The following is a 23,526-nucleotide window of genomic DNA, read 5'->3' as shown; positions in this document are numbered from 1 at the left end:
CTTCCCTCGCATCAAACTAAAATATCAGTATAGAGCTCAGAAGCATCTGGCTCTTGATCACTTTGTGCAAAATCTACCGCATCAGCAACAATTGCACGGACCTCTTTCTCAACAGATTTTAAATCGTCTTCGCTCGCCCAATTTTTTTTAAGAATCCGACTTTTTACTTGATCAATCGGATCGTGCTCCTCTTTTATTTTTTGGACTTCTTCCTTGGAACGATATTTTGCTGGATCAGACATGGAATGACCACGATAGCGATAGGTCTGCATATCAAGAATGATCGGTCCTTTACCTGAGCGTGCCCAAGAAATTGCTTCATCAGCAGCTCCTTTTACTGATCGAACATCCATACCGTCAACAACAATACCTGGAATTTCAAAAGAAAGACCGCGTCGGGAAAAATCAGTTTCTGCAGATGCACGTGAAACTGATGTTCCCATAGCATACTGATTGTTTTCAATAATATAAACAACGGGAAGCTTCCAAAGTGAAGCCATATTAAAACTCTCGTAAACCTGCCCCTGATTTGCAGCACCATCACCAAAATAAACCAATGTCACATTATCTTTACCAAGATATTGATTCGAAAATGCCAAACCTGAACCAATGGGAACCTGCGCACCAACAATACCATGTCCTCCATAAAAGTTCTTTTCTTTAGAGAACATATGCATCGAGCCACCTTTCCCTTTGGAAAAGCCACCTTGGCGCCCCGTTAATTCTGCCATGACACCACGCGGACTCATCCCAACCGCTAACATATGTCCATGATCACGGTAAGACGTAATAACCTGATCACCTTCTTTTGCCGCTTTCAATGTTCCTATAACAACGGCTTCCTGACCAATATAAAGGTGACAAAATCCCCCAATAAGCCCCATACCATAAAGTTGTCCTGCTTTTTCTTCAAAACGGCGAATTAAAAGCATTTCACGATAAGCATCAATTTCTTCTTCTTTTGTAAAATCTGCTATTGGTGCTTTCTTTGTGGTGCTTGATAATGCAGTGCGCGCCGCCGACGCAGAATTTTTTTTAAGTCGTTCTGCCATATTAAACTCCCTTTTATGATTATTTAGGAATAACCTTTACGAACAAAAGTTACAAGCCTTATCAATCGGCTTAAACAATATCATTGCTGATTGTTGTTTAAATTAAGCGATTTTTCATTTACCTTTGGTATCATTTCAAGGTATTAAGATTGTCAATTCATTTGGCTTAGAAAAGTTCAAATTCTTTCGGACATACTCATCCAACATATCTTTTTCTATATGCCCATTGCGTAAAAGAGAAATACGCTTTTCCATGAATATCCGCTCAGCTTCTATTTTATGAAGCTCCTTTTCTAATTCGCTAATATGCTGATTAACTTCACTGCGTGAATACAATCCATACTCACCATGATAAATGTGGTAACTGAAATAGCTTAAGACTCCCACCGTCATAAGAGGTAGTACAAAGCGTACTTTGATTGATCGACGTTTCTGCTTTGTCCACATAAAATAGCACAGTCTTTACAGCACAAATTTCTTAATAATCAGCCCAACTATGCACGATTTTGATTAATACCTCATTACCAAATCTACACTAAATAATCTTATTATGTTCAATTCCCCCCCCTTAAGACAATCAAAGTAAGTTGAATGCCCCACTTTTTCTATTACAAATATTGGATATCCTCTAATTTGTAGATTTTTTCCCCAAATTTCCTGTTAAAATAAGGATAAAATCAATCAATACCCAAGGTATAATTATAAAAATAATCCCTATAAGCCCTATCCCCATAAATAGTAGACCTATTGTACTTAGTATAGTTATAAGAAGCATTACAATGCCTGTTATAATTTTACCAACCATAAAACGATGAATCCCCAATGCACCAAAACACATGCAAACGATCGCTAACAACATTTTTGATTGTTGTGGCTGCCCTGCTGACAAGATAGGAAAAACAGACTTAATGGTATCCCCTTCACAGACAAAATCAACCATATCACCAACCTTTGGTGGCTTTTTTCCTGACCAATTCCTACTCAAGAACTGATAACGCTTACCATCACCACCTGAAACGAAATAATTTCCTTGATCCTGACTAATAATTTTACCTTTCATCTTCACCACCTATAAAATTGTTATGCATAAAGAAGCTTTTCTTCTAATATGATAATATGTTGGATAAACCTCACGGCATGAATACGATCTGTACTCACCGTGATATACGACATTTTAAAAAGCTTAAAATCCCCCAACAACTTAAAATTCCCGCATTTATAAGTGGCAATACAAAGCACGCTGTTCGATTTGTACTTTTGCTTTTTATATGAAATAGTACATTCTTTTTCAATATTTTTATTTAAATATTCATAATTTTATTTAATATTTAACATTAAAGACATAGAATAAAATAACTTACATTATTAAATTAATATATTGATAAATATAAATAAAATTATTTGTTTATATTAAAATTTTGTCGAGTTGCTATAACTTGGTAATTTTATTGCCATCTGCATCTCTAAAATATCCAGATAAAATAACTATAAAATCAATAAATGACCACAGTATATTGATAAGAATTCCTATACCTGTTACATTTATGAGAAGCATTACGATACCCGTTCCAATTTTACCAGCCATAAAGCGGTGAATACCCAACCATCCCAAAAAAAAACAAATAACTGCCAGACCTAATCTTGATTGCTCTGATTCTTTTTGACTTAAGAGAGGGAGAACAGATTTAACAACATTATCTTCATATACAAAATCAACAATATCCCCTATACTCGGCGGTTTTTTTCCTAACCAATTCCAATCCTCAAATTGATAACGCTTATCATCACCTCCCGAAACGAGATAAACTCCTTGATCTTGACCAATAATTTTACCCTTCATCCTTGCCCACCTATAAAGCTGCTCCTTATGTGTTATTCATAAAGAGACTATTTCTTTTTATAATATGCTGATTAACCTCACGGCGTAAATAAAATTTGTAGCAGCCGTGATAAACATGAAATTAAAATAGTTTTGCCCCCCAATGATCTAACGCTTTCTGCTGCTATAAGCAGCAATACAAAACAACCTTAGTTGATTTACCCACATAAAATAGCACAGTCTTTTTCAATACTTTTATTCAACTGTGCATATTTCTCTTAATATCTCACATTAAAGAAATAGAGTACAATAATCTTGCATTATTGCAACTTAATATATTGATCGAAATAAAAAGTAAACTTTATTATTTTCTTTTTATTGTAAATTTTTCACAAATCTGTAATCTGATTCCCATCTTTATCCGTAAATTTTCCAGCAATAATGAGTATAAAATCAACAATCGCCCAAATACCGGTAATCATCAATCCAAACAATGATAAAGATAAAACGAGCATTAAAGTACCCGTCCGAACTCTCCCAACCATAAAGCGATGAACACCAAAGATACCTGCAACCCAACAAAGAAGTGCAAACATTATCTTTGAGTTCTCTGTACCTGATCTCAACAATGGAAAAACAGAACTGACAACACCCCCTTCATAGACAAAATCAACAGTATCACCAATCCTTGGTGGTTTCTTTCCCAACCAATCCCAAGTCGCAAACTGATAACGCTTACCGTCATCACCCGAAACGAGATACATTCCTTGATCTTGAGTAATAATTATACCTCTCATCTTAATCCCTATAAACTTAAATACCTATAAAATTACTGAGTACATGTCTTTGATAAGAAATCTCAATTTCATAATCTAAATAATATCATACTCTCACACTTTGTGCTCACAACTATCAACGATATACATCACCAGCATAACGCGCTTGGGCTCCCAGTATTTCTTCAATACGAATAAGTTGATTGTATTTGGCTAATCTATCCGAACGTGCAAGAGAACCTGTTTTAATTTGTCCACAATTCGTTGCAACTGCAAGATCTGCAATGAAAGAATCCTCTGTTTCGCCTGAACGATGAGATATAATGGCACGATAACCTGCTTTATGTGCTACTTCTACAGCATCAAGTGTTTCACTCAATGTACCAATTTGATTAACTTTTATGAGAATAGAATTGCCTACCCCCATTTTGATACCATCACGCAAACGTGCTGAATTCGTTACAAACAAATCATCGCCAACAAGCTGACATTTTTCTCCAATTGTGTCAGTAAGTAGCTTCCAACCTTCCCAATCATCCTCTGCCATTCCATCTTCAATTGTAATAATAGGATAATTTTTCACAAGCTGCGCTAAATAATCTACCTGCTCTTGGGTGTCACGGCATTTCCCCTCACCTTTATAAAAATACGAACCATTTTTATAAAATTCTGTTGAAGCACAGTCTAAACCAATGGCAATTTGTTCACCTGGTTTATAGCCACATGCCATGATAGATTCCATAATAAAATCAATTGCTTGATCAGCACTTTTAAATTGAGGTGCAAAACCACCTTCATCACCAACATTGGTATTATAACCCGCATCTTTTAAAAGCTTTTTCAATGTATGGAAAACCTCAGCGCCATAACGGATAGCTTCTTTTACAGTAGGAGCTCCTATAGGAATAATCATAAACTCTTGAAAATCAATCAAGTTATCAGCATGAACGCCACCATTAATAACATTCATCATAGGTGTTGGAAGAATATGTGCTTGTGTACCACCAATATAACGATACAAAGGTAAATTTAATGAATCCGCCGCTGCTTTTGCAACCGCTAATGAAACACCAAGAAGTGCATTGGCACCAAGACGGGCTTTATTTGGCGTTCCATCCAAAGCAATCATTGCTTGATCAATAGCGATTTGATTTGTTGCATCTCGCCCACCAAGTTCTTCAAGAATTTCGCCATTGACTGCAGAAACCGCTTTTTCAACACCTTTCCCTTGATAACGCAAACCACCATCACGAAGTTCTATAGCCTCATGGGCTCCCGTTGAGGCTCCCGATGGAACCAGAGCACGACCAAAAGCCCCATTTTCCAAATGAACATCAACTTCTACCGTTGGATTACCACGGCTATCAAGAACTTCACGCCCAATGATATCGACAATTATAGTCATATATGTTTCCTTATCCAACAAAAGTCGCGATTCATTTATAATGCCCTATTAATGAAATATTTTTTCTCTTCTCAACTCAACTTTTTTGACAGATAATCAAATTCCATTAAAGTCTCAAGCAATCTTTGTAAATCATCAATTTTAATCATATTGGGTCCATCAGAAGGTGCATTATCTGGATCTTGATGTGTTTCTAAAAAAATACCTGCGACCCCAACAGAAACAGCCGCACGCGCTAAAATTTCAACAAATTGACGCTGTCCACCAGATGAAGCCCCCTGCCCCCCAGGTTCTTGAACAGAATGTGTTGCGTCAAAAATAACAGGAGCTCCAAATGAACGTAAAATAGGCAACGAACGCATATCAGAAACAAGCCGGTTATAACCAAATGACGTGCCTCGCTCACAAAGCATAACATTCGGATTACCACTGAAAACAACCTTTTTTAAAACATTCTCCATGTCCCACGGCGCTAAAAACTGACCTTTTTTAATGTTAATAACACACCCTGTTTTAGCAGCTGCTACCAAAAGATCTGTTTGACGACATAAAAAAGCCGGTATTTGTAAAATATCGACCGTAGAAGAAACAATTGCACATTGATCTTCTGTATGCACATCCGTTAATATGGGACAATCAAACTCTTTTTTTAAATCAGAAAAAATAGCCATTGCTTTTTCAAGACCAATACCACGTGCTGCACTCAAAGAGGTTCTGTTGGCTTTATCGTAACTTGATTTATAAACAAACCCCATACCAACCTGATCGGTAATGGTTTTAATACGACCAGCCATTTCAAAAGCATGATCACGACTTTCCATCTGACACGGCCCTGCAATTAATGAAAGAGGCATTTCATTTGAAAAAATCATATTTCCAACTTTCACACGGGCATTTGGTTTAGTCATTTTATCCCTCAAAAGCAAAGTAATCCAATTTATGCATTAAACCAATCGACTTTGTTCTACAGCGGCTTCAATAAAAGAAGAAAAAAGCGGATGTGGATCAAAAGGACGAGATTTTAATTCTGGATGATATTGAACACCAATAAACCATGGATGATCTACATATTCTATCGTTTCTGGTAAAATACCATCAGGAGACATCCCAGAAAAAATCAAACCACACTGTTCTAACTTATCCTTATAATCAATATTGACCTCATAACGATGACGATGTCGCTCGACAATCTTGGTCATCCCATAAATTTGAGCAATATGACTCTCTTCTTTTAATTCAGCAGCAAAAGCACCAAGGCGCATTGAACCGCCGAGATCACCATTTCTTGTACGTTTTTCAAGAACGTCCCCTTTAAGCCATTCTGTCATTAAACCTACAATTGGATTGTCTGTTTCGCAAAACTCGCTTGATGAAGCATTCTCAATCTGTGCAATATTGCGCGCAGCTTCTATACAAGCTAATTGCATCCCAAAACAAATCCCTAAAAATGGAACTTTACGCTCTCGCGCAAATTGAATTGCTCGAATCTTCCCTTCTGCCCCTCGTGCCCCAAAAGCACCTGGAACCAAAATTCCATGGGCTTTTTGTAAAGCTGAAACAGAATCTTCTTTTTCAAAAAGCTCCGAATCAATCCACTCAATATTAACCTTCACTCTATTCGCTAAACCACCATGCGCAATCGCTTCAATCAGAGATTTATAAGCATCCTTTAAGCCCGTATATTTTCCCACAACAGCAATCGTAACTTCTCCTTCAGGATGGTGAATACGATGCGTAATATCTTCCCAACGACCCATCTTGGGGGAAGGTGCCGAATCGATTCCAAAAGCGCAAAGAACTTCAGAGTCCAAACCTTCCTTATGGTATGCCATAGGAACATCATAAATTGTTGGCATATCTAATGCCTGAATGACTGCATTGGAGCGAACATTGCAAAAAAGTGATAATTTGCACCGTTCTGTTTCTGGAATAGATCGATCTGCACGTACAAGCAAAATATCAGGAGAAATACCAACTGCTTGCAATTCTTTGACAGAATGTTGTGTTGGTTTCGTTTTTAATTCACCTGCCGAAGGAATATAAGGCATTAATGTGAGATGGACATAAACGACATTTTGTCTCGGTAGCTCATTGCGAAGCTGACGAATCGCTTCTAGAAAAGGCATTGCTTCAATATCACCAACCGTTCCACCTATCTCACACAAAACAAAATCAAATTCTTCATTTCCCATCGTAATGAATCTCTTAATTTCATCCGTAACATGAGGAATAACTTGGACTGTTGCCCCCAAATAATCACCACGCCGCTCTCGTTCAATGATATTGCGATAAATACGCCCTGTTGTAATACTATCTTGGCTATTTGCAGAACGCCCAGTAAAACGCTCATAATGACCAAGATCAAGATCTGTTTCTGCACCATCATCGGTCACAAATACTTCACCATGTTGATAAGGTGACATCGTACCTGGATCAACATTTAAATAAGGATCAAGTTTGCGAAGACGTACGCGATAGCCACGAGCCTGTAATAACGCTGCTAACGCCGCCGCTGCGATGCCTTTTCCAAGGGAAGAAACCACACCACCAGTAATAAAAACATAACGTGCCATGGGCTTATGGTGATAAGCAATTTATAATTATTTTTCCAGCAAAAAATGCAAAAAGAAACAATTTTTCTTCTAAAATAAAAAAGGCGAAAAAAATCACCTTTTTTAAAAAGTCTATGTTTTCTTAAAAAACTATTTTGTACTGTTATCTGGAACTGTATTTTCAAGAACCTGAGGAACTGGACTTTCTGCTTCAGGATTTGTGGACTGTTTCTGTTCCTGCGAAGAATTCGAAGTGCCTCCTAGCTGTTCAAGAATAGAAGGGGAAGACTCACCATCTGACGATGGGACTGATCCTGAGTCTTTATTGGTAGAATTCTGTTCTGAATTAACCGGTATACGCTTTAAGATATCAGAACTAGAATTTGATATATTACTCACCACGGTAAGTCCAATAGACACAACAAAAAAACAACAGGCTAAAATAGCAGTCAAACGTGTTAAAGGGTTTCGAGATCCACGAGTTTTCATCAACCCTGAGCTATTACTCACACCTAGCCCACCACCTTCTGAAGGTTGAATTAATATAACACCAACCAAAGTAATCACAATCAAAAAATGAATAACTATAAGTACTGTTTGCATAAACCCTGCTCTTCAAATAACTCTTTAATAGCTATTTACACATAAATAACGCACAATCCAAGGGGAAACTCAAATTTCTCTGCTATAGTTTACGACAAACATCGCAAATAGTTAAAAAATCAATCGCTTTTAAGCTTGCTCCACCTATCAAAGCACCATTAACATGAGCAATGCTTAAAAGCTCAAATGCATTGGATGGTTTTACGGATCCACCATAAAGCAAACGTATCTTATTGCCTTCATCACCAAAACGAGAGCGCACCCTATCACGAATGAAATGATGTACTTTTGCAATATCTTCTGGAGTCGCTGTATTGCCGGTGCCTATCGCCCAAACTGGTTCATAAGCGATAATGGTATTCTCTGCTGTTGCATCATCTGGGAGAGATTCTTCAAGCTGCTGCGTGAGAATATCCAGTACTTTATTATTATTACGCTCCTCCAATGTTTCACCAATACATACAAGAGCCACAAGACCTGCTCGCCACGCAGCTTGCACTTTGGCACAGACAATCGCATCATTTTCCTGGTACACTGTACGACGTTCTGAATGCCCAATAATAACATGACTTGCTCCCGCTTCTTTAAGCATAAAAGCTGAAATATCTCCAGTATAAGGACCATGATCATCAAAGTGACAATTTTGTCCTCCTAAAAGGAGATTTTCACCATTCAGCGTATTAGAAGCACGCGATAAAAGCGTTGCTGGAACACAAATTAGGGCTTCAAATAGATGACCTAGATCAGAGCTAACGCCTGTAGCAATAGCACGCAACTCTCCAAGCGATTCACTCGTTCCATTCATTTTCCAATTTCCAGCAAGAAAAGGCCGAATATTTTGAGACATATTTTCACCTCAAGAGCTTTTACAATACATTGTTTATCTGTAGTTACCAAATTATAAAATGAAAGCAAGTCTTTAAAGCTTGCATCTTTCATCTCTTTATTGCAAATTCCATTACAGCTTTGATAATAACTCACATTAAAAATGGACTTGAACAATGCTTGACATCATAAGAAATGCTACAAATTCTTGGATTTTTAGAATTTTCCTTGCTATTTTACTCTTATGCTTCATTCTTTTATGGGGGGTACCGCAGTTACACAAAAAAAGTGAAAGAGATCTTATTACTTCTGGAAAGTCCACAGTAACTGTCGATGATTATCGTCTTGCACTCGCCGATCAAAGCGCACGTTTAGCATATGCTGCTCATCTTGGACGAATGTTTACAACAAATGAAATGCAGCAATACCAAATTCCTGCTTTTGTATTTAATCAATTACAACAAAATGTACTGCTTGATGAACAAGCACGTAAAATGAAAATAAGTCTTTCAAAAGATACAATAGCTCATACGATTGGTTCTGATAAGATGTTCCAGGTAAATGGCACTTTTGATAAAAACTTGTTTTATAACTATCTTCAGCATTTACGTATTAGTGAAAGTGCTTTTCTTAATTATTACACCAAACAAGAAAAGCGTAATCAGCTTATTGCTGCTTTACTTTCTGATATGAAGGCACCAAATCTCTTTTATAAAGCACTTGCTCTTTATCAAGGAGAAATGCGTATTGCTGATTATCTCGTTATTGATCTAAAAGAAAAGAAAACAATTGCTGATCCTGATTACGAAACATTACAAAAATGGTTTGAAACACATCAAAGTCAATTTCGTGCTCCAGAATACCGTACTGTCTCTTTGCTATCTATGGAACTTAATGATTTTGTAAAACCTAAAGATATCTCAACAGATGAGGCGAAAGCCTATTATACACAAAATGCTTCACGTTTTGTAACGCCTGAAAAGCGTACATTCGAAGAACTGCGATTCCCCTCACGCGAAGAAGCCGATAATGCAGCAAAAAAAATAGCTGATGGATTGAGTTTTGATGAACTGGTAAAAGCTGAAAAAAAGACTCTTAATGACATAAAAAAAGGTCCTCTCGCAGAAAACGAACTTCCTAATCATCTGACATCTGAAATTTTTGAACTTCAACAAGGTCAAGTCAGTTCTGTGATAAATGACTTACAGGGACCTGTTATCATTCGCGTCACGCATATTGAACCCTCAAGCTCTCTTCCTTTTGAAAGTGTAGAAGAAAATATTCGCCAAACACTTGCCAAAAATCGTGCTACTGATGATATCCGTAACAATTATGTAGCCATTGAAAATGCTCGTTTTGAGGGTGCTTCTCTCAAAGAGTTAGCTGACCAATACAAGTTATCTTTGCGCACAATTACCATTGATAAAACGGGAAAAACGCTTGAAGGTACAATACTCACGGATTTACCTCAAAAAGATATTTTACTGAATGCCATCTATCAATCAAACGAAGGAGTCGATCTTGATCCTCTCTCTTTTCAAAATGGTGGATATCTCTGGTACAAGGTCGATAAAATTATTCCTGCCCGTGATAAGACACTTGAAGAGGCTAAGCTAGATGTTCTTGCTCAATGGAAAAATGAGGAAATCCAACGTCTTCTTGATGAAAAAGCCCAAAATGCTCTCAAACAGCTCACGGAAGGAAAAAGTCTTGTTGCTCTTGCTCATACCCTTGGTGTTACAAAACAAACAACACCAACCCTCCGGCGTCAAGACTCATCTGAAACCCTTGGCGTTGAAGGCATTAAAGCATTATTTTCCGGTCCCAAAGGTCATTATGGCATCATAAAAGGTCCGGTTGCAACAAACCGTATCATTTATCAAATAAAGACTGTAACCATGCCTAAAGATATCACGTCTCATACTCTTTCAACTGAAGTCCGCACCAATATAGATATGATGATAAGAGAAGATCTCAAGTTAGAAATGCTACAAGTTGCCAATAAAGAACATCCTTTGGAAATTAATAGCACAAATTATAATCAGATCTTTAACGCTCTCCAATAAAAAAATTTTATATAATTTAAAGAACTTATTTGATAAATTTTCCATCAGCTCTTCGTCTATAGTTGAAGAGGTAAGATAGATCTCTTGTTTGCATATCTTAGGATCAAACATTTTTATAATGCTTCATTCTCTCGCAAATCAGTGCATGTATGGATTTGCGAGAAAATAGTCAATGGAATGTAGAGTTGTTTTTGCAACGCATTAAAAAACATTATTCATCCAAAGGTTGTCGCCTATTAAGCTATAAATGTCATCCCTATCGTCATTCATAGCTCAGCATATTTCTACTCTTAATATTCATTCATAGGAAGCGTATTGCTTCTTCCTTAAATGATTTCATTTACACACCCAACTTATAATAGATAAAAAAACTATTTTTAAAATTCATTATAAAAATGGAGAAATCTTTTTCTATTCAAGACTCTCATTCAATATGAGAAAAAACGTATTATCATTATAAATCAATATATTCATCAATCATAACAATCATCAATTATGATGTTATAATTTCTCAAAAATAAGAGTTTTTTATAGACTTATAGACTGCTAAGATAACTTCTCTCATAAAATAGAAATTTCATTTCATTTGCAAATGAGATACAATCAATACATTCAGAGTACTTAAAAGTTCTTCTTCAAACAAACCAATGTATTAAGATTTATCTCATGTTTTTCTTTCTCTGCATCTCACCCATCCAATACACTGAATAAAACATATTACTGATGAAGAAATACAGCGTATTTTCAAGATCATAAAATTTCTTATTCTTTTGCGTTCATAACAACCAAAACATCAACATTTTTTATAACAAAAAAATGGTTTGGAATCACAATAGCTCCTTTTATCTTCATATGAAAAAATCAGTCTACATGTTACGCATTCCAACGTAGTAATATTTTTTTACAATATCTTTGGAAAATTGCCGCTTATTGCTGCCCTTGTTATCAACCAATAGCGATACATCAATGGCAAAGTTGCACTCTCTTGAAAAATTGCTGCCCCCAGCTGTATAGCTTTTTGAAGAGAAGCTGGTACAATGACCAATGGAAGAAAAGCTGGCTTAAGAACTCTAGGTAAAGTACAAGAATACTCGTAAAATTGGGTATAATGATCGCGCGATAATGCTACCATAGCTTCAACAATACAACCCTTTTGTTGATCACTGAGACGATGGGATTCCAAATCTTCCCTATTCACTCCTACAGCCTTTAATATATCAGTAGGTAAATAATATTGATATCGTGATTGCATGAATGATAAAAGACGTAATACACCGCTTAATCCTTGAGAAATCCCTCCATGCTCATAGATATCTGTAAACTCTTGTGCAGTATCAGGATCTAATATCTGACAAGAAAGCTGTAAAATTATGCCTGCTGTCTCACCACAATAATGCTCTAGATCATGAAGTGTTTCTATTGGATTGTGATAAAGATCTAAAATTTGTGCATCACAATAACGTAAAAAAGCTGTCTTAGGTAAATTAAAAAGAGTGATTGCTTTTAATAAATCATTCAAAATCGGATTGTTTCCACTCGTTTGCATTTCACCATGAGCAATAGCATCATACCACCAACGTAACCGTATTTCTCCTATGAATGGATCATGTACACTTTCGCGAATACGAGAAACTTCAGCATTAAATACATAAAGAGCAGCCAATGCTTGGCGCTTTTTTTTAGGCGCAAATAAAACCGATATATAGCGATCACGATCTATGGTACGTAAAATATCAAGACAATAAGGAAGAGAGCCTATCATTCTATGAACCTATTAACGTCCCTTTTTTAGCAATTAAATTAATATCCTCTTTTTATTCATATTAAAAAATGAAGGATAAGCAAATACAGTTCAGAAAATAAGATTTTTAAATGTGTCTCTTAACTGTATTGTGAATTAAAGTTTCTTTTCTAGTCACTTTTCATTTTAGAAAGAAAAAATTAAATAAATAATTTTTCTGATAAAACTTATCTTATAGGACTTCAAGTTTTCATTTGCAGTAAAAAAGCTAAAAAACAATCGTAACATGCATAGTAAAACTTGAACAACAAACAACGAAAAACACTTTTTCAGTGGATAGATGACAATGTTATTTTATAAAAAATACACTGATCACAAAAACTTCATCAAATCATTGACCTCCTCCCCATCCTAAAAGACAAAGGTTCTTACCAACACCAATTTGTAAAAAATCCAATTGCTCTCGGTGATTTTCTGTTACTATCAATACATTGATTTATAATCATAATCTGTTATTTTGTATGTTAAATTAGAATTCCAAATATCGTAGATATGCTTTCATTTTAAACCAATTCCATGTTACATCAATAAAAACTATTCCCTTGCACGTCCCAAGCGTAACTGGCTTGTAGGTAACAACTGTATGAGAAAGAACTAAAAATGCCTCTTATGAACTGTCTCAAGTGCCAAGAGTTGATCACTCATGTGATTCATTAGGAACGACGAGCAAGCTTTGTTCTGAATACTTGCTGCTGTATTTAAAAAACTTAATGTGTTATGTTATGTATATTCTACACCCTTATATCACCGCCTTAAACGACAGTATTTTACAGAGCAGAAAATAATTACACAAGTCTTTCATGCTAGACCAGAGCCTTTGTTTTATGAAACAATACTCTATTCTACCGCAAATAATAACGCCGCAACAGCGCGATCTTCAGCCAATAAAACATTAAATGTACGCACCGCCGCTCCCGTACTCATTGTATCTGATGAAATACGTTTTTCCCATAAAAGCACCCGTAACTCTTCAGGTAATCGTAATAATTCAATTCCAGTACCTATTAATAAAACCTCGATTTCAGAAGCTTCTTCTAAAATACGAGATATATCCCCTTGAGTGGGAATAGGCCCTGCCATGTCAATGCCATAAATACCTGATGGGACACAAATAATAGAACCTCTATGAGACATATCAGCAAAACGAAACCCACCATTTCCATAAGCATCAATAGGTGCGCGACTTGGAAAATGTGCTTCACGAATTTGAATTGCATCGAACATGAATATGCACCTTTTATTTTTGAATAATCCAATTGTCTTTGCTACTTCTCACCATAAAAATTAAAGTAAGGCTGATATAAACATTGATATGTTAAACATAGATAGCCTAGTATTGAAGTGAAAGTTTTTATATAATGCCCTAATCTTCTCATACAACAAATATATGAAAATTTGGTCATAAACCGCAGTAAAATGCTATACCTACTTAAATAAATCTATTTTTTGAAAAGTTTCTTCAGCTTATTTACTCACAAATTTCTTTTTATAAAAACAATGATCTTCTTTAAAAAACAGAAAAAAATTGCGTAATATTCTATAAATAAAGCAACTATTTTAATAATCTAAAGAAAACAAAAACTCCATTTTCTGTAGCCACTATAAAAGCCCCTTTTCCAATGAAATTGTCTTGATCTTGCCAAGCTTTTTATAAAAATGCTTAAAAAATGTAATAAACTGCCATTACACCTTAAGATGCATTTTCCTTTGATACAGCTTTTTTCTCTTCAGAGATACTCATATCTTCTTTCGTTGTCGTTTTAGATTTAGACTTTTGTGGTGTTTTTGCTTTAGCATTAAGTTTTGACTTTTTTTCTGCAATCGGCTCACCTTTAACGCGCACATCAGCTAATGTTGAGCGAATAACACGAATATTTATACTCTCACCAATTTCAACCTCTAATTCACCACTCTCGTCGTGAACCTTCGTAACCTTGCCGATAATACCACCACCCGTTATAACTGTATCACCACGACGTACTGCATTAAGCATTTCTTGGCGTTTTTTCATTTGGGCACGCTGTGGACGAATCATAAAAAAATACATAATTGCAAAAATTAAAATGAATGGGACAGCGTTAGCAAATGAAATTCCACCGGAAACATCGCCTGCAACTTGAGCATAAGCGTTCGTAATAAACATTTTTATCTCCTATAGTTAAACCTCAGGTATTTCCCACTCTATTAAAATGAAATTCCGATACAGAAAAAATTCCTAAAGAATTTATCATAAAAAGCAATAACTACATAATCTAATCACAGCTTTACAAAAATACAATAAATCCTTAAGAGGCAGAATACCAAAATACAATGAGAAAAATCTTAAAAAATAGATTCACTTTCCCCTATTGTATATCCTACAACATAAATCTTTTCACTAACTCAATAAATTATACAAGATAATTTTTCTAATGAACAAACTTTAATTTATATAGATACTTTATCGTTTTTGATATCGAACGACAGATCTAAATACAATAAAACGCTCTTATTTCAAACCTTCTGAATTAATCAAAACGATTTTCTTGCACGTCACACATATGAAATGAGCCTGTCGATAAAAACTTTTTAAGAAAGGCGTGAAATATCTTTTTTCATGCTTCTCTCAAATACAAGAGCAATTGGAATACTCAAAGCTGACAAACAGTATGATACTATTGTCTTACACTTTCATAAATACAAAGATGGTAATATCTAACGCCCCCCACGAACTACTCTCCTGAAACCAATGATTTTTTGCTGCTATGTTATTGATTTAAGAAAATCAATTGTTTTTCATGAATTTTCTATAAACTGTAAGACTATTCAAATGTCAAAGTTATCAATAAATTAGTTTTCTAAATATTTAAGGGGATCAACAGGTAATGAATTCTTACGCATCTCAAAATAGACACGTGGCGTTTTAACATTTCCTGAAACGCCAGATTTAGCAATCTCATCACCGCGCCTTATCCTTTGTCCTTTGTTAACAACAAGCTTACTATTACATCCATAAATAGTGATAATATCATTTTCATGTCGAATCATCACAACATTACCAAGCTCTTTTAGTCCATCTCCCGCATAAATAACCACACCATTTTCTGCCGCCTTTACCGAAGACCCTTCAGGCACTGCAATATCTATTCCTCGATTCATTACTGTTCCCTTTTTTTGACCGAACTGGCTTAATAAACGCCCTCGTACTGGCCAACGCATCTTAGAAATTCCTGTGGCTTGCGGAGTCGTCATATTATCTGTATTCGTAACAGTACTTGACAAACCAGTCTCATGTTTCAATTGCGTCATCTGTTTAGAAAAATTTTTCTCAGAACTTGATTTGTTCATCTTTGCAGAGGGTGGCGTTGTTACAGGAGCTTTATATATAGGAGAGGACTTCTTGTTTTTTATAGAGGACATCACAGATTGGGATGCAGATTCTGTTGTTGACACTGCCCAATCGTTATTATTGTGTGCATTTGAAGCTGCTAATGTACGCCTGCTTGGAACAACAAGGACCTGACCGATATAAATGGAATTGCTGTTTATACCATTTGCTAATTTTAATGCCTCAACACTAACCCCTACTTGTCGTGCAATACTGAGCAGTGTATCTCCACTCTGGACAATATAAGAATTCCGCCGAAAAATAGGAGATTTATCCATTTGTGAACGAGAAAGTGTTCCAAGATTACGTGGAGGGGCGCCCATAACGCGACCATCAGAAGAAGTTATCCTACCTTGATGTGGAAAATTATAGGGGGAATTATCATCTCCCCATGAATCATCGCTTGATTCCACAGGTGGCAATTCAGTGCTTTGTATCATACCACTACCGTATGATAGCATTCGCGGGTCTGTATACATAGTGCTTGATATATTTGATTGAGATGATACCGTACGATGAGAGAACGTATTGGAAAAACGCTGTGTACCAGAACTACAACCAGCAACAATAGTTACCACCGCTAACAAAGTTATTCTCTGAAAATTATGCTGGAAAATATTATCCAAAGCTTTTAGACACATCGTTTTGCTCACTCATCAATAATCAACTCATTCCATTAAAGCTTTTTTAAATTACCGAAGAGTTAAAATGAGATGTTTTATTCATAAATATCTTTATATAAGATCAAAATGAATTTAACGTAGACAATTTGCAGAAACGTCTTAGCTTTTAAAAATTAAAGTATCTCTGCAATGCCTTTAATAAAAGGTTGGTAACGCACTTGGAACAGTTCTAAACACTCAAATCGACTACCAATTTTTGTATAGCGCGTCACCGTTTGTACCCCTTCGTCAGGTCCTATCGCCTGAATGAGAATTCCATTTTCAGCTAAAAGTTCTAAAAATTCCTTTGGTTCATCAAAACGTGATGGCCAAATAAGAATGCGATCAAATGATCCTAAGCCTGTCACATTATGACTTCCATCAATCTGCCGTATAACAATATTTTCAATTCCTAAAGTTTGAAATTTTTGGCGTGCTAAATCAACAAGCGTTTTATAACGATCAATCGTTGTCACACGGTCACTCAGACATGCCATAAGAGCAGTACAAAAACCAGATCCTGTACCAATTTCTAAGACACGATGCCTTTTTTTCAACGATAATGCCGAAAGAATTAAGAGTTGTTCTTCCAAACGTTCCATATATTCACCACACTCAAGGGGAATAACTTTATTATCATAAGCACTATTGAACCAAGGAGCAGCAACAAACTGTTGACGCGGAATTTTCTCTAATGCCGAAAAAAATCGCACGTCATCAATGCCTTTGCTACGCATTTTCAGTACAAGAGCGGCTAACTCCTCACGAAATTGTAAAATACCCTTTTGCCCCATAGTATCATTCAATCTCCAATGGAGGTGCACTTTTATCATACTGACAAACTGCTTCTTTTAAAAAGGCAAAAACTTGCGTCTGTGTATCATCACCTCTTGGCAATAAACGCATATTGTCTCTCCTTTCGTAAAATTAAGCAGTAATACAGCGCATGCCTCCCATATAAGGTTGTAAAACATCTGGAATAATAATTGATCCATCAGCCTGTTGATAATTTTCAAGTACGGCAATAAGACAACGTCCAACAGCCGTACCAGAACCATTAAGGCTATGAACAAAATGCAATTTTTTATCGCCGTCTTTACGATAGCGCGCATTCATACGACGACCTTGAAAATCTCCACAAACTGAACAGCTAGAAATTTCACGATAACATTCTTGACCAGGAAGCCAAACCTCGATGTCATAGGTTTTACGCGCTGCAAACCCCATATCTCCCGTAGAAAGAACCACTGTGCGAAAAGGCAAACCAAGCCGTTTTAATATATCTTCTGCACATTCCGTCATACGTTCCAATTCAATTAAAGACTGCTCTTCACTGGTAATCGAGACCATTTCAACTTTCCAAAATTGATGCTGACGCAACATACCGCGCGTATCACGACCGGCTGCTCCCGCCTCTGAACGAAAACAGGGAGATAAAGAAGAAAATCGCAGTGGTAAATCTGATATTTCAAGAATTTCATCGTTGACCAAATTGGTTAATGGCACTTCTGCTGTGGAAATAAGCCATCGACCATCTGTTGTACGAAAAAGGTCTTCAGCAAATTTCGGTAATTGTGCTGCTCCGTAAACAATCTCATCACGAACAAGAAGAGGTACTGAGACTTCTGTGTAACCATTCTCATTGACATGCACATCAAGCATAAACTGGCCTAATGCTCGTTCTAGCCGTGCTAATGCCCCTGAAAGTACTGTAAAACGTGTTCCAGACAAACGACTAGCTCGTTCAAAATTCATCTGTTTGAGATCTTGACCAAGATCAAAATGTTCCTTTGGTGTAAAATTAAATGTTGGAGGTGTACCAAAATGTCGAATGACGACATTATCACTTTCATCTTTACCTTCTGGAACATCATCTAATGGAATATTTGGAAGTGCTGAAAGAATTTTCTCAAGACTCTCCGTCAGCTGTTTTTCTTCCACTGTTGCAGAGGAAAGAAAAGCTTTAATCTCTTCAACTTCAGCTCTAAGACGTTCAGCCATTTGCTGATCCGATACCGCTAAAGCCTGTCCTATTTCCTTTGAAACAGCATTGCGACGTTCCTGCGCCAATTGCACCTTAGCAATATGCGACCGACGTGCAAGATCAAGTTGTATTAACTTTTCAGCTTGTGGCTCAAGACCTCTACTTACGAGTGCTTTATCTAATTTCTCAGGATTGTCACGAATCCACTTAATATCAAGCATAAAAATTCCTCATTTATATTGTTTTTATTCATTCCTTATCGCATAAGATTATACACTTTTCTTAAGCGGATTTTCTTCTCTTTTCTATACTGTAAGCAATTAAAATTGAAATCTCGTAAAGTGCTATCGTTGGTAAAGCCACTGCAAACATCGTAAAAAAATCCGACGGCGTTATGATTGCCGCAATAATAAAAGAGAGCAAAATAGCCCATTTTCGTTTAGACGCCAAATCATGAGACGTTACAAATCCAATTTTTGTTAAAAGACTGATGACAAGAGGTAATTGAAAAATCAAACCAAAAATTAGGATAAACGATGTCATAAAGCCCAAATAATCAGAAATACGCACTATAAACTCTATTTTTAAATGAACATCTGGAAGAAATTGTTGAGAAAGGCTAAACCATAGTATTATTGGCGCTAATAGACCATAAACAAACGCTCCCCCAATACAAAATAAAATAGGCCCCCCAATGAGAAATGGTAAAAAAGCCATACGCTCTTTTTTATAAAGCCCTGGTGCAATAAAACTATAAAACTGAAAAGCCGTATAGGGAAAAGATAAAATAATTCCCCCAAAAACAGAAAGCTTCATCTTCGTTAAAAAAGTTTCCCATACTTGCGTTGATTGCAAACGAATCCCCTCAGGATTACCCTCTGCTATTTTCATTGCCCACTGATATGGCCATAGTAAAAAATTTAAAATATAATCTTTAACAAGAAAACACATCATAAAAGCGATCATAAATGCAACCAAGACAGAAATAATTCGCTGACGAAGTTCAATTAAATGTTCTAAAAGTGGCGCCATATTAGCATCAACTTCATCTTTTTTTACATTCATGACACATCTTCTTTTTCTTTATCTTTAGGAGAAACAAAAATGTTTTCAGAATGATGAGCAGCTATAGAAACTGTCATATCTTTCTTGATTACCTTTTGATCACATTCCAAAATTTCTTTATCTTTTTTTGATTTATGGTGTGTTTCCTTAACATCCCAATTATCGTGGATATCCTCTAATATATTTTGAGTGGGATCAAAAGTTTCTGCCAACTTCTTGCTTGAATCGTTAATATCCGAACATATTTTTTGCAAATCATCGCGCTCGATTTGTTTTATTACATCATCAAACTGGTGACGAAATTCATTTGCTGTTGAATACACATATGCTCTTATCTTTGCTATTGTCTTTAATATTTTAGGTAAATCTTTTGGTCCAACGACAATGATGAGAACAAGTAAGATTACGATAAACTCTGGTCCGTCAATCCCAAACATCTCTTAATTCGACTTTCTCATCAAAAAATATTGCACAATGATGATTGCGTTTTTGTTACTGTTTTTTAGCAACAGATGTTTTGCTTTTTTTAGAAGCAGAAGAAACCTTTCTGCGCGCTGTTGCATGTTTTACCGATAACGGCTGAGATTGTTGAGATTCTACATCAATCATTTGGGAAGTAGGAGCCATTTCAACTTTATCCTCAATGCTATCATCTTCTTCTTTCATATTTTTTTTGAAGGCTTTAATTCCTTTAGCAACATCGCCCATTAATTCAGAAATTTTACCGCGACCGAAAAGCACAAAGATAATCAATAAAATTATGATTAAATGCGTTGGTGAAAAAATATTACCCATTACTCTCTCTAACTTTATGCTTTTAAATTTGATTTCATTTATTCATGCTTCCTCTGAAGAATGTATCAAATATAATATCTTACTTATATATTTTCTTCTTAACTTAAAAGCAATTACACGCTTTTATTGCAAAAAGAACTTTTTATCCTCTCATCCTTTTTTAGCGTATTATAACACAAACCATTCAAAAATGATAAACCACTTCATACAAAGTTCAAAACACTTAAAAACTTTTCTAAAATAACTTCATCTGATCTCTTAGGTTACTCATCTTCCTGTAAATACTATAGCCAATGTCTTTCCTTTTACACAATGTTTTACGTATCATTACAAACATTTCCGTCAAATTATCCTTTACTGATAAAGATCATAACATGTTGTAAAACACTTTACGTATTCAATTAAAAAATTCAGAAAGAAAAATCTCTAAAAAACTTTCTTAACACATCATCAGTCTCTTCAAAAACTATCATCTTACGCACAACATTTATTCTTTGCGTTGGGGTAGGAATTTTATCATTCATTATTCTATGTACAATACGAAATATGAGCCATCATCGCATTCAATTAAATATCTGGCGTGTAAATAAAAACTATTAGCAGAAAGAGTAAAAATGCACTTTATGAACCAGCTCAAGTGCCAAGAGATATGGCAATACTGCTAAAAAATAAAAATGGTACCAGCTTGCGCCTTATTCAGTAAAATACCTCCATATAACCGTCTCTCTGAGCCGCTGAATGCCATAACTATTACAAGTCTCCGGATTCTGGGCATGCGTTCTCATAATATCATGTGCTTAACCTATCCCAGTATTGAAAACAAAATGAGCATGAATAGAAAATTACATTCAATCAAAAGCATGGCATCGAAGCATAATCCATGTAAAAAGAATTTCTTATCCTAGCCTTTTTTATAAGATTACCTTATAAAGCCGCTCAATAATACAGTGTTAGAGATAAATAAACCTATTTACTTTAGTTTAAAAAACTCATTTTATTGAGATAGCTTACAGAGCACATATCAATTTTCAAAAGTTTTATTTTAGCATCATACACAATAACTAAGCCTTTTAGCGTGTATAATGTAAAGCTTTGGCTCCGCTTAAAGCAATGAGATTCATTCATACTTTTACAAAAATATACCACTATAATACCAGCACTTTATTGCTCTATTCATAATTTTACGCTCGTAAAAAACTGATCAATGTAACAATGTTTTTATCAAGAATTTGAAATTCTTTAATCTTTAAACAAGCAAATTTATGAATGAATTTGAAAGATACCATTCAATTTTTCAACAAACTTTACTAATATTCTCGTTAATTGATTGTTTTTTATAGTTTTCCTGAAGGAGTCCGCGATCATAAAAAACTTCTCTTACAACATAAATATAAAAATAGCCCTGTGAATAAATGCTCCGATGACATTAATATTTTTTCTGTAGTGTATAATTTGCTAGTGAGGGTATTGTTTGATTTCTACAAGAGTATTTTTATGGATATCAATTCTATTATTCTATGCTAATAATCCGGTACAGTTATACATATGATAGAGTTTACTCCATGAATTATCGGCATATTTATCATGCTGGCAATTTTGCTGATGTTTTTAAACACATTATTGTCACTCGCATTGTAGAATATCTCAAACGCAAAGAAAAAGCTTTTCGCGTTATAGATACGCATGCTGGAATCGGTATTTATGACCTTTCTTCTTTAGAAGCACATAAAACAGGAGAGTGGCGCGAAGGTGTCCAACGACTTTTTTCTACTCCTATCCCAGAAGATTTAAGAACACTCCTTTGTCCATGGTGTGACATCATTGATGCCCTCAATAAAGGAGAAAAAGAAATTATGTTTTATCCTGGATCTCCTGTTCTTATTCGTCAATTATTACGGAAACAAGATCGCCTCACCGCAATAGAATTGCACAATGAAGATTATCATATTTTAGCAAAAAACTTTGCAGGAGATTATCAGACAAAAGTTCTGCATTTAGATGGTTGGCTTTCCTTAAATGCTCATGTACCACCAAAAGAAAAACGTGGCTTTATCCTTGTTGACCCTCCCTTTGAAAAAGCTGGAGAGTTTTCCCGCCTTATTGAGGGATTAACAAAAGCCTATCGTCGCTTTTCTGGAGGAATCTACGCTTTATGGTATCCTGTTAAATATGACAAAGAAATTGAAAGTTTTCTTCACGCGCTTTATCAAACCGGAATTCCTAAGATTCTACAACTTGAAATGCGTATCCGAAAAAGTTCAAGTCCACCGACAATGAATGGAAGTGGTATGATTATTATTAACCCTCCCTACCTTTTGGAAGAAGAAATGAAAAAACTCAGCCCCTTTCTTATCAACCGTCTGGGACAAGATGAAAATGCCCAAATAACGCATAAGTGGCTTCAAAAAGAACATCTATTATGTTAAACTTTTCTCTATATTTTTTCTAAATCAAATATCATGTTGTAAGATATAAAGACTTTGAGTGGTAAAATTCTTTGATTCTATGGATAATACCAACATATTATAATGGTAAGCTAATAACGATCAGCGTGAATTAATTTTTTTCTTTTTAGAAAGTCTATCCTCTTAATTATCATGGATTTCCTATTCCAATCATTTTAATGGATAAATTAGGCAAATTCATAAAGCTGCTTTAGAATAACAACTCTCATATTTTTTATGAAAGATCGGCTCTCTAAAATCATACTCTTATGCTATAAGATGTTATTTATAGAAAAAAATTATAAAGACA

Annotated in this window: 21 protein-coding genes; 2 read left to right on the top strand and 19 right to left on the bottom strand. The window is 35.5% G+C overall.

Features of this window, described 5'->3' with window-relative positions:
* Positions 1 to 11: 11 nt before the first annotated feature.
* From pdhA to tpiA, 10 genes are all read right to left on the bottom strand, one after another.
* Entirely contained in the window at positions 12 to 1,052 is a 1,041-nt protein-coding gene (gene pdhA, locus ACFILW_RS01030; RefSeq protein ID WP_375611269.1) for a pyruvate dehydrogenase (acetyl-transferring) E1 component subunit alpha, read from the bottom strand.
* Between the two features lie 135 nt (positions 1,053 to 1,187).
* Positions 1,188 to 1,499, bottom strand: coding sequence for a septum formation initiator family protein (locus ACFILW_RS01025; protein ID WP_012754998.1), 312 nt, complete (start codon positions 1,497 to 1,499; stop codon positions 1,188 to 1,190).
* A gap of 181 nt (positions 1,500 to 1,680) precedes the next feature.
* Complete coding sequence (locus ACFILW_RS01020; RefSeq protein WP_375622161.1) at positions 1,681 to 2,112, bottom strand: hypothetical protein; 432 nt, start codon at positions 2,110 to 2,112, stop codon at positions 1,681 to 1,683.
* A gap of 369 nt (positions 2,113 to 2,481) precedes the next feature.
* On the bottom strand, positions 2,482 to 2,892 hold the full coding sequence (locus tag ACFILW_RS01015; protein WP_375620764.1) for a TM2 domain-containing protein: 411 nt from the start codon (positions 2,890 to 2,892) through the stop codon (positions 2,482 to 2,484).
* A 368-nt stretch (positions 2,893 to 3,260) separates the two neighbouring features.
* Positions 3,261 to 3,668 carry an NINE protein gene (locus tag ACFILW_RS01010; RefSeq protein ID WP_375611266.1) on the bottom strand — a complete coding sequence of 136 codons (408 nt, stop codon included), beginning with the start codon at positions 3,666 to 3,668 and terminating at the stop codon, positions 3,261 to 3,263.
* Positions 3,669 to 3,783: 115 nt separating this feature from the next.
* Entirely contained in the window at positions 3,784 to 5,052 is a 1,269-nt protein-coding gene (gene eno / locus ACFILW_RS01005) for a phosphopyruvate hydratase (RefSeq protein WP_375645789.1), read from the bottom strand.
* Positions 5,053 to 5,123: 71 nt separating this feature from the next.
* The gene (kdsA, locus tag ACFILW_RS01000; protein WP_375622163.1) at positions 5,124 to 5,960 is read right to left on the bottom strand and encodes a 3-deoxy-8-phosphooctulonate synthase; all 837 of its coding nucleotides are present in this window, start codon (positions 5,958 to 5,960) and stop codon (positions 5,124 to 5,126) included.
* A gap of 36 nt (positions 5,961 to 5,996) precedes the next feature.
* Complete coding sequence (locus ACFILW_RS00995) at positions 5,997 to 7,625, bottom strand: CTP synthase (protein WP_375622164.1); 1,629 nt, start codon at positions 7,623 to 7,625, stop codon at positions 5,997 to 5,999.
* Between the two features lie 129 nt (positions 7,626 to 7,754).
* Positions 7,755 to 8,207, bottom strand: a complete 453-nt coding sequence (secG, locus tag ACFILW_RS00990; RefSeq protein ID WP_375612906.1) for a preprotein translocase subunit SecG — start codon at positions 8,205 to 8,207, stop codon at positions 7,755 to 7,757.
* 82 nt (positions 8,208 to 8,289) lie between these two features.
* The gene (tpiA, locus tag ACFILW_RS00985; RefSeq protein WP_375612907.1) at positions 8,290 to 9,054 is read right to left on the bottom strand and encodes a triose-phosphate isomerase; all 765 of its coding nucleotides are present in this window, start codon (positions 9,052 to 9,054) and stop codon (positions 8,290 to 8,292) included.
* A gap of 154 nt (positions 9,055 to 9,208) precedes the next feature.
* On the opposite strand from tpiA, the gene ACFILW_RS00980 reads away from it, so the two are divergent.
* Entirely contained in the window at positions 9,209 to 11,098 is a 1,890-nt protein-coding gene (locus tag ACFILW_RS00980) for a peptidyl-prolyl cis-trans isomerase (protein ID WP_375684934.1), read from the top strand.
* Positions 11,099 to 11,999: 901 nt separating this feature from the next.
* On the opposite strand, the gene ACFILW_RS00975 is transcribed toward ACFILW_RS00980, so the two are convergent.
* From ACFILW_RS00975 to tatA, 9 genes are all read right to left on the bottom strand, one after another.
* Positions 12,000 to 12,860, bottom strand: coding sequence for a phytoene/squalene synthase family protein (locus tag ACFILW_RS00975; RefSeq protein ID WP_375684933.1), 861 nt, complete (start codon positions 12,858 to 12,860; stop codon positions 12,000 to 12,002).
* 876 nt (positions 12,861 to 13,736) lie between these two features.
* Positions 13,737 to 14,123 (bottom strand): Mth938-like domain-containing protein, encoded by a 387-nt coding sequence (locus ACFILW_RS00970; protein ID WP_375622169.1) that lies wholly within the window; start codon positions 14,121 to 14,123, stop codon positions 13,737 to 13,739.
* A gap of 466 nt (positions 14,124 to 14,589) precedes the next feature.
* The gene (yajC, locus tag ACFILW_RS00965) at positions 14,590 to 15,042 is read right to left on the bottom strand and encodes a preprotein translocase subunit YajC (protein WP_375638109.1); all 453 of its coding nucleotides are present in this window, start codon (positions 15,040 to 15,042) and stop codon (positions 14,590 to 14,592) included.
* A gap of 686 nt (positions 15,043 to 15,728) precedes the next feature.
* Positions 15,729 to 16,907, bottom strand: coding sequence for a peptidoglycan DD-metalloendopeptidase family protein (locus ACFILW_RS00960; protein ID WP_375622171.1), 1,179 nt, complete (start codon positions 16,905 to 16,907; stop codon positions 15,729 to 15,731).
* A gap of 155 nt (positions 16,908 to 17,062) precedes the next feature.
* On the bottom strand, positions 17,063 to 17,722 hold the full coding sequence (locus tag ACFILW_RS00955) for a protein-L-isoaspartate(D-aspartate) O-methyltransferase (protein WP_375622329.1): 660 nt from the start codon (positions 17,720 to 17,722) through the stop codon (positions 17,063 to 17,065).
* 133 nt (positions 17,723 to 17,855) lie between these two features.
* Positions 17,856 to 19,133 (bottom strand): serine--tRNA ligase, encoded by a 1,278-nt coding sequence (gene serS, locus ACFILW_RS00950; protein ID WP_375622172.1) that lies wholly within the window; start codon positions 19,131 to 19,133, stop codon positions 17,856 to 17,858.
* Positions 19,134 to 19,194: 61 nt separating this feature from the next.
* Entirely contained in the window at positions 19,195 to 19,977 is a 783-nt protein-coding gene (gene tatC, locus ACFILW_RS00945) for a twin-arginine translocase subunit TatC (RefSeq protein WP_375622173.1), read from the bottom strand.
* On the bottom strand, positions 19,974 to 20,414 hold the full coding sequence (locus tag ACFILW_RS00940; protein ID WP_375622174.1) for a twin-arginine translocase subunit TatB: 441 nt from the start codon (positions 20,412 to 20,414) through the stop codon (positions 19,974 to 19,976). The genes tatC and ACFILW_RS00940 overlap by 4 nt, the downstream gene beginning before the upstream one ends.
* A gap of 55 nt (positions 20,415 to 20,469) precedes the next feature.
* Positions 20,470 to 20,772, bottom strand: coding sequence for a twin-arginine translocase TatA/TatE family subunit (gene tatA, locus ACFILW_RS00935; protein ID WP_375612915.1), 303 nt, complete (start codon positions 20,770 to 20,772; stop codon positions 20,470 to 20,472).
* Positions 20,773 to 22,334: 1,562 nt separating this feature from the next.
* Between tatA and ACFILW_RS00930 the strand changes: the two genes are divergently transcribed.
* Entirely contained in the window at positions 22,335 to 23,198 is an 864-nt protein-coding gene (locus tag ACFILW_RS00930) for a 23S rRNA (adenine(2030)-N(6))-methyltransferase RlmJ (protein WP_375645782.1), read from the top strand.
* The last annotated feature ends 328 nt before the right edge of the window (positions 23,199 to 23,526 follow it).

The organism is Bartonella sp. TT110JLCBS (assembly GCF_042193405.1).
Lineage (GTDB): Bacteria > Pseudomonadota > Alphaproteobacteria > Rhizobiales > Rhizobiaceae > Bartonella.
Note: the sequence above shows the minus strand (reverse complement) of the source record. Positions and strands in the feature narration are given on the sequence as shown.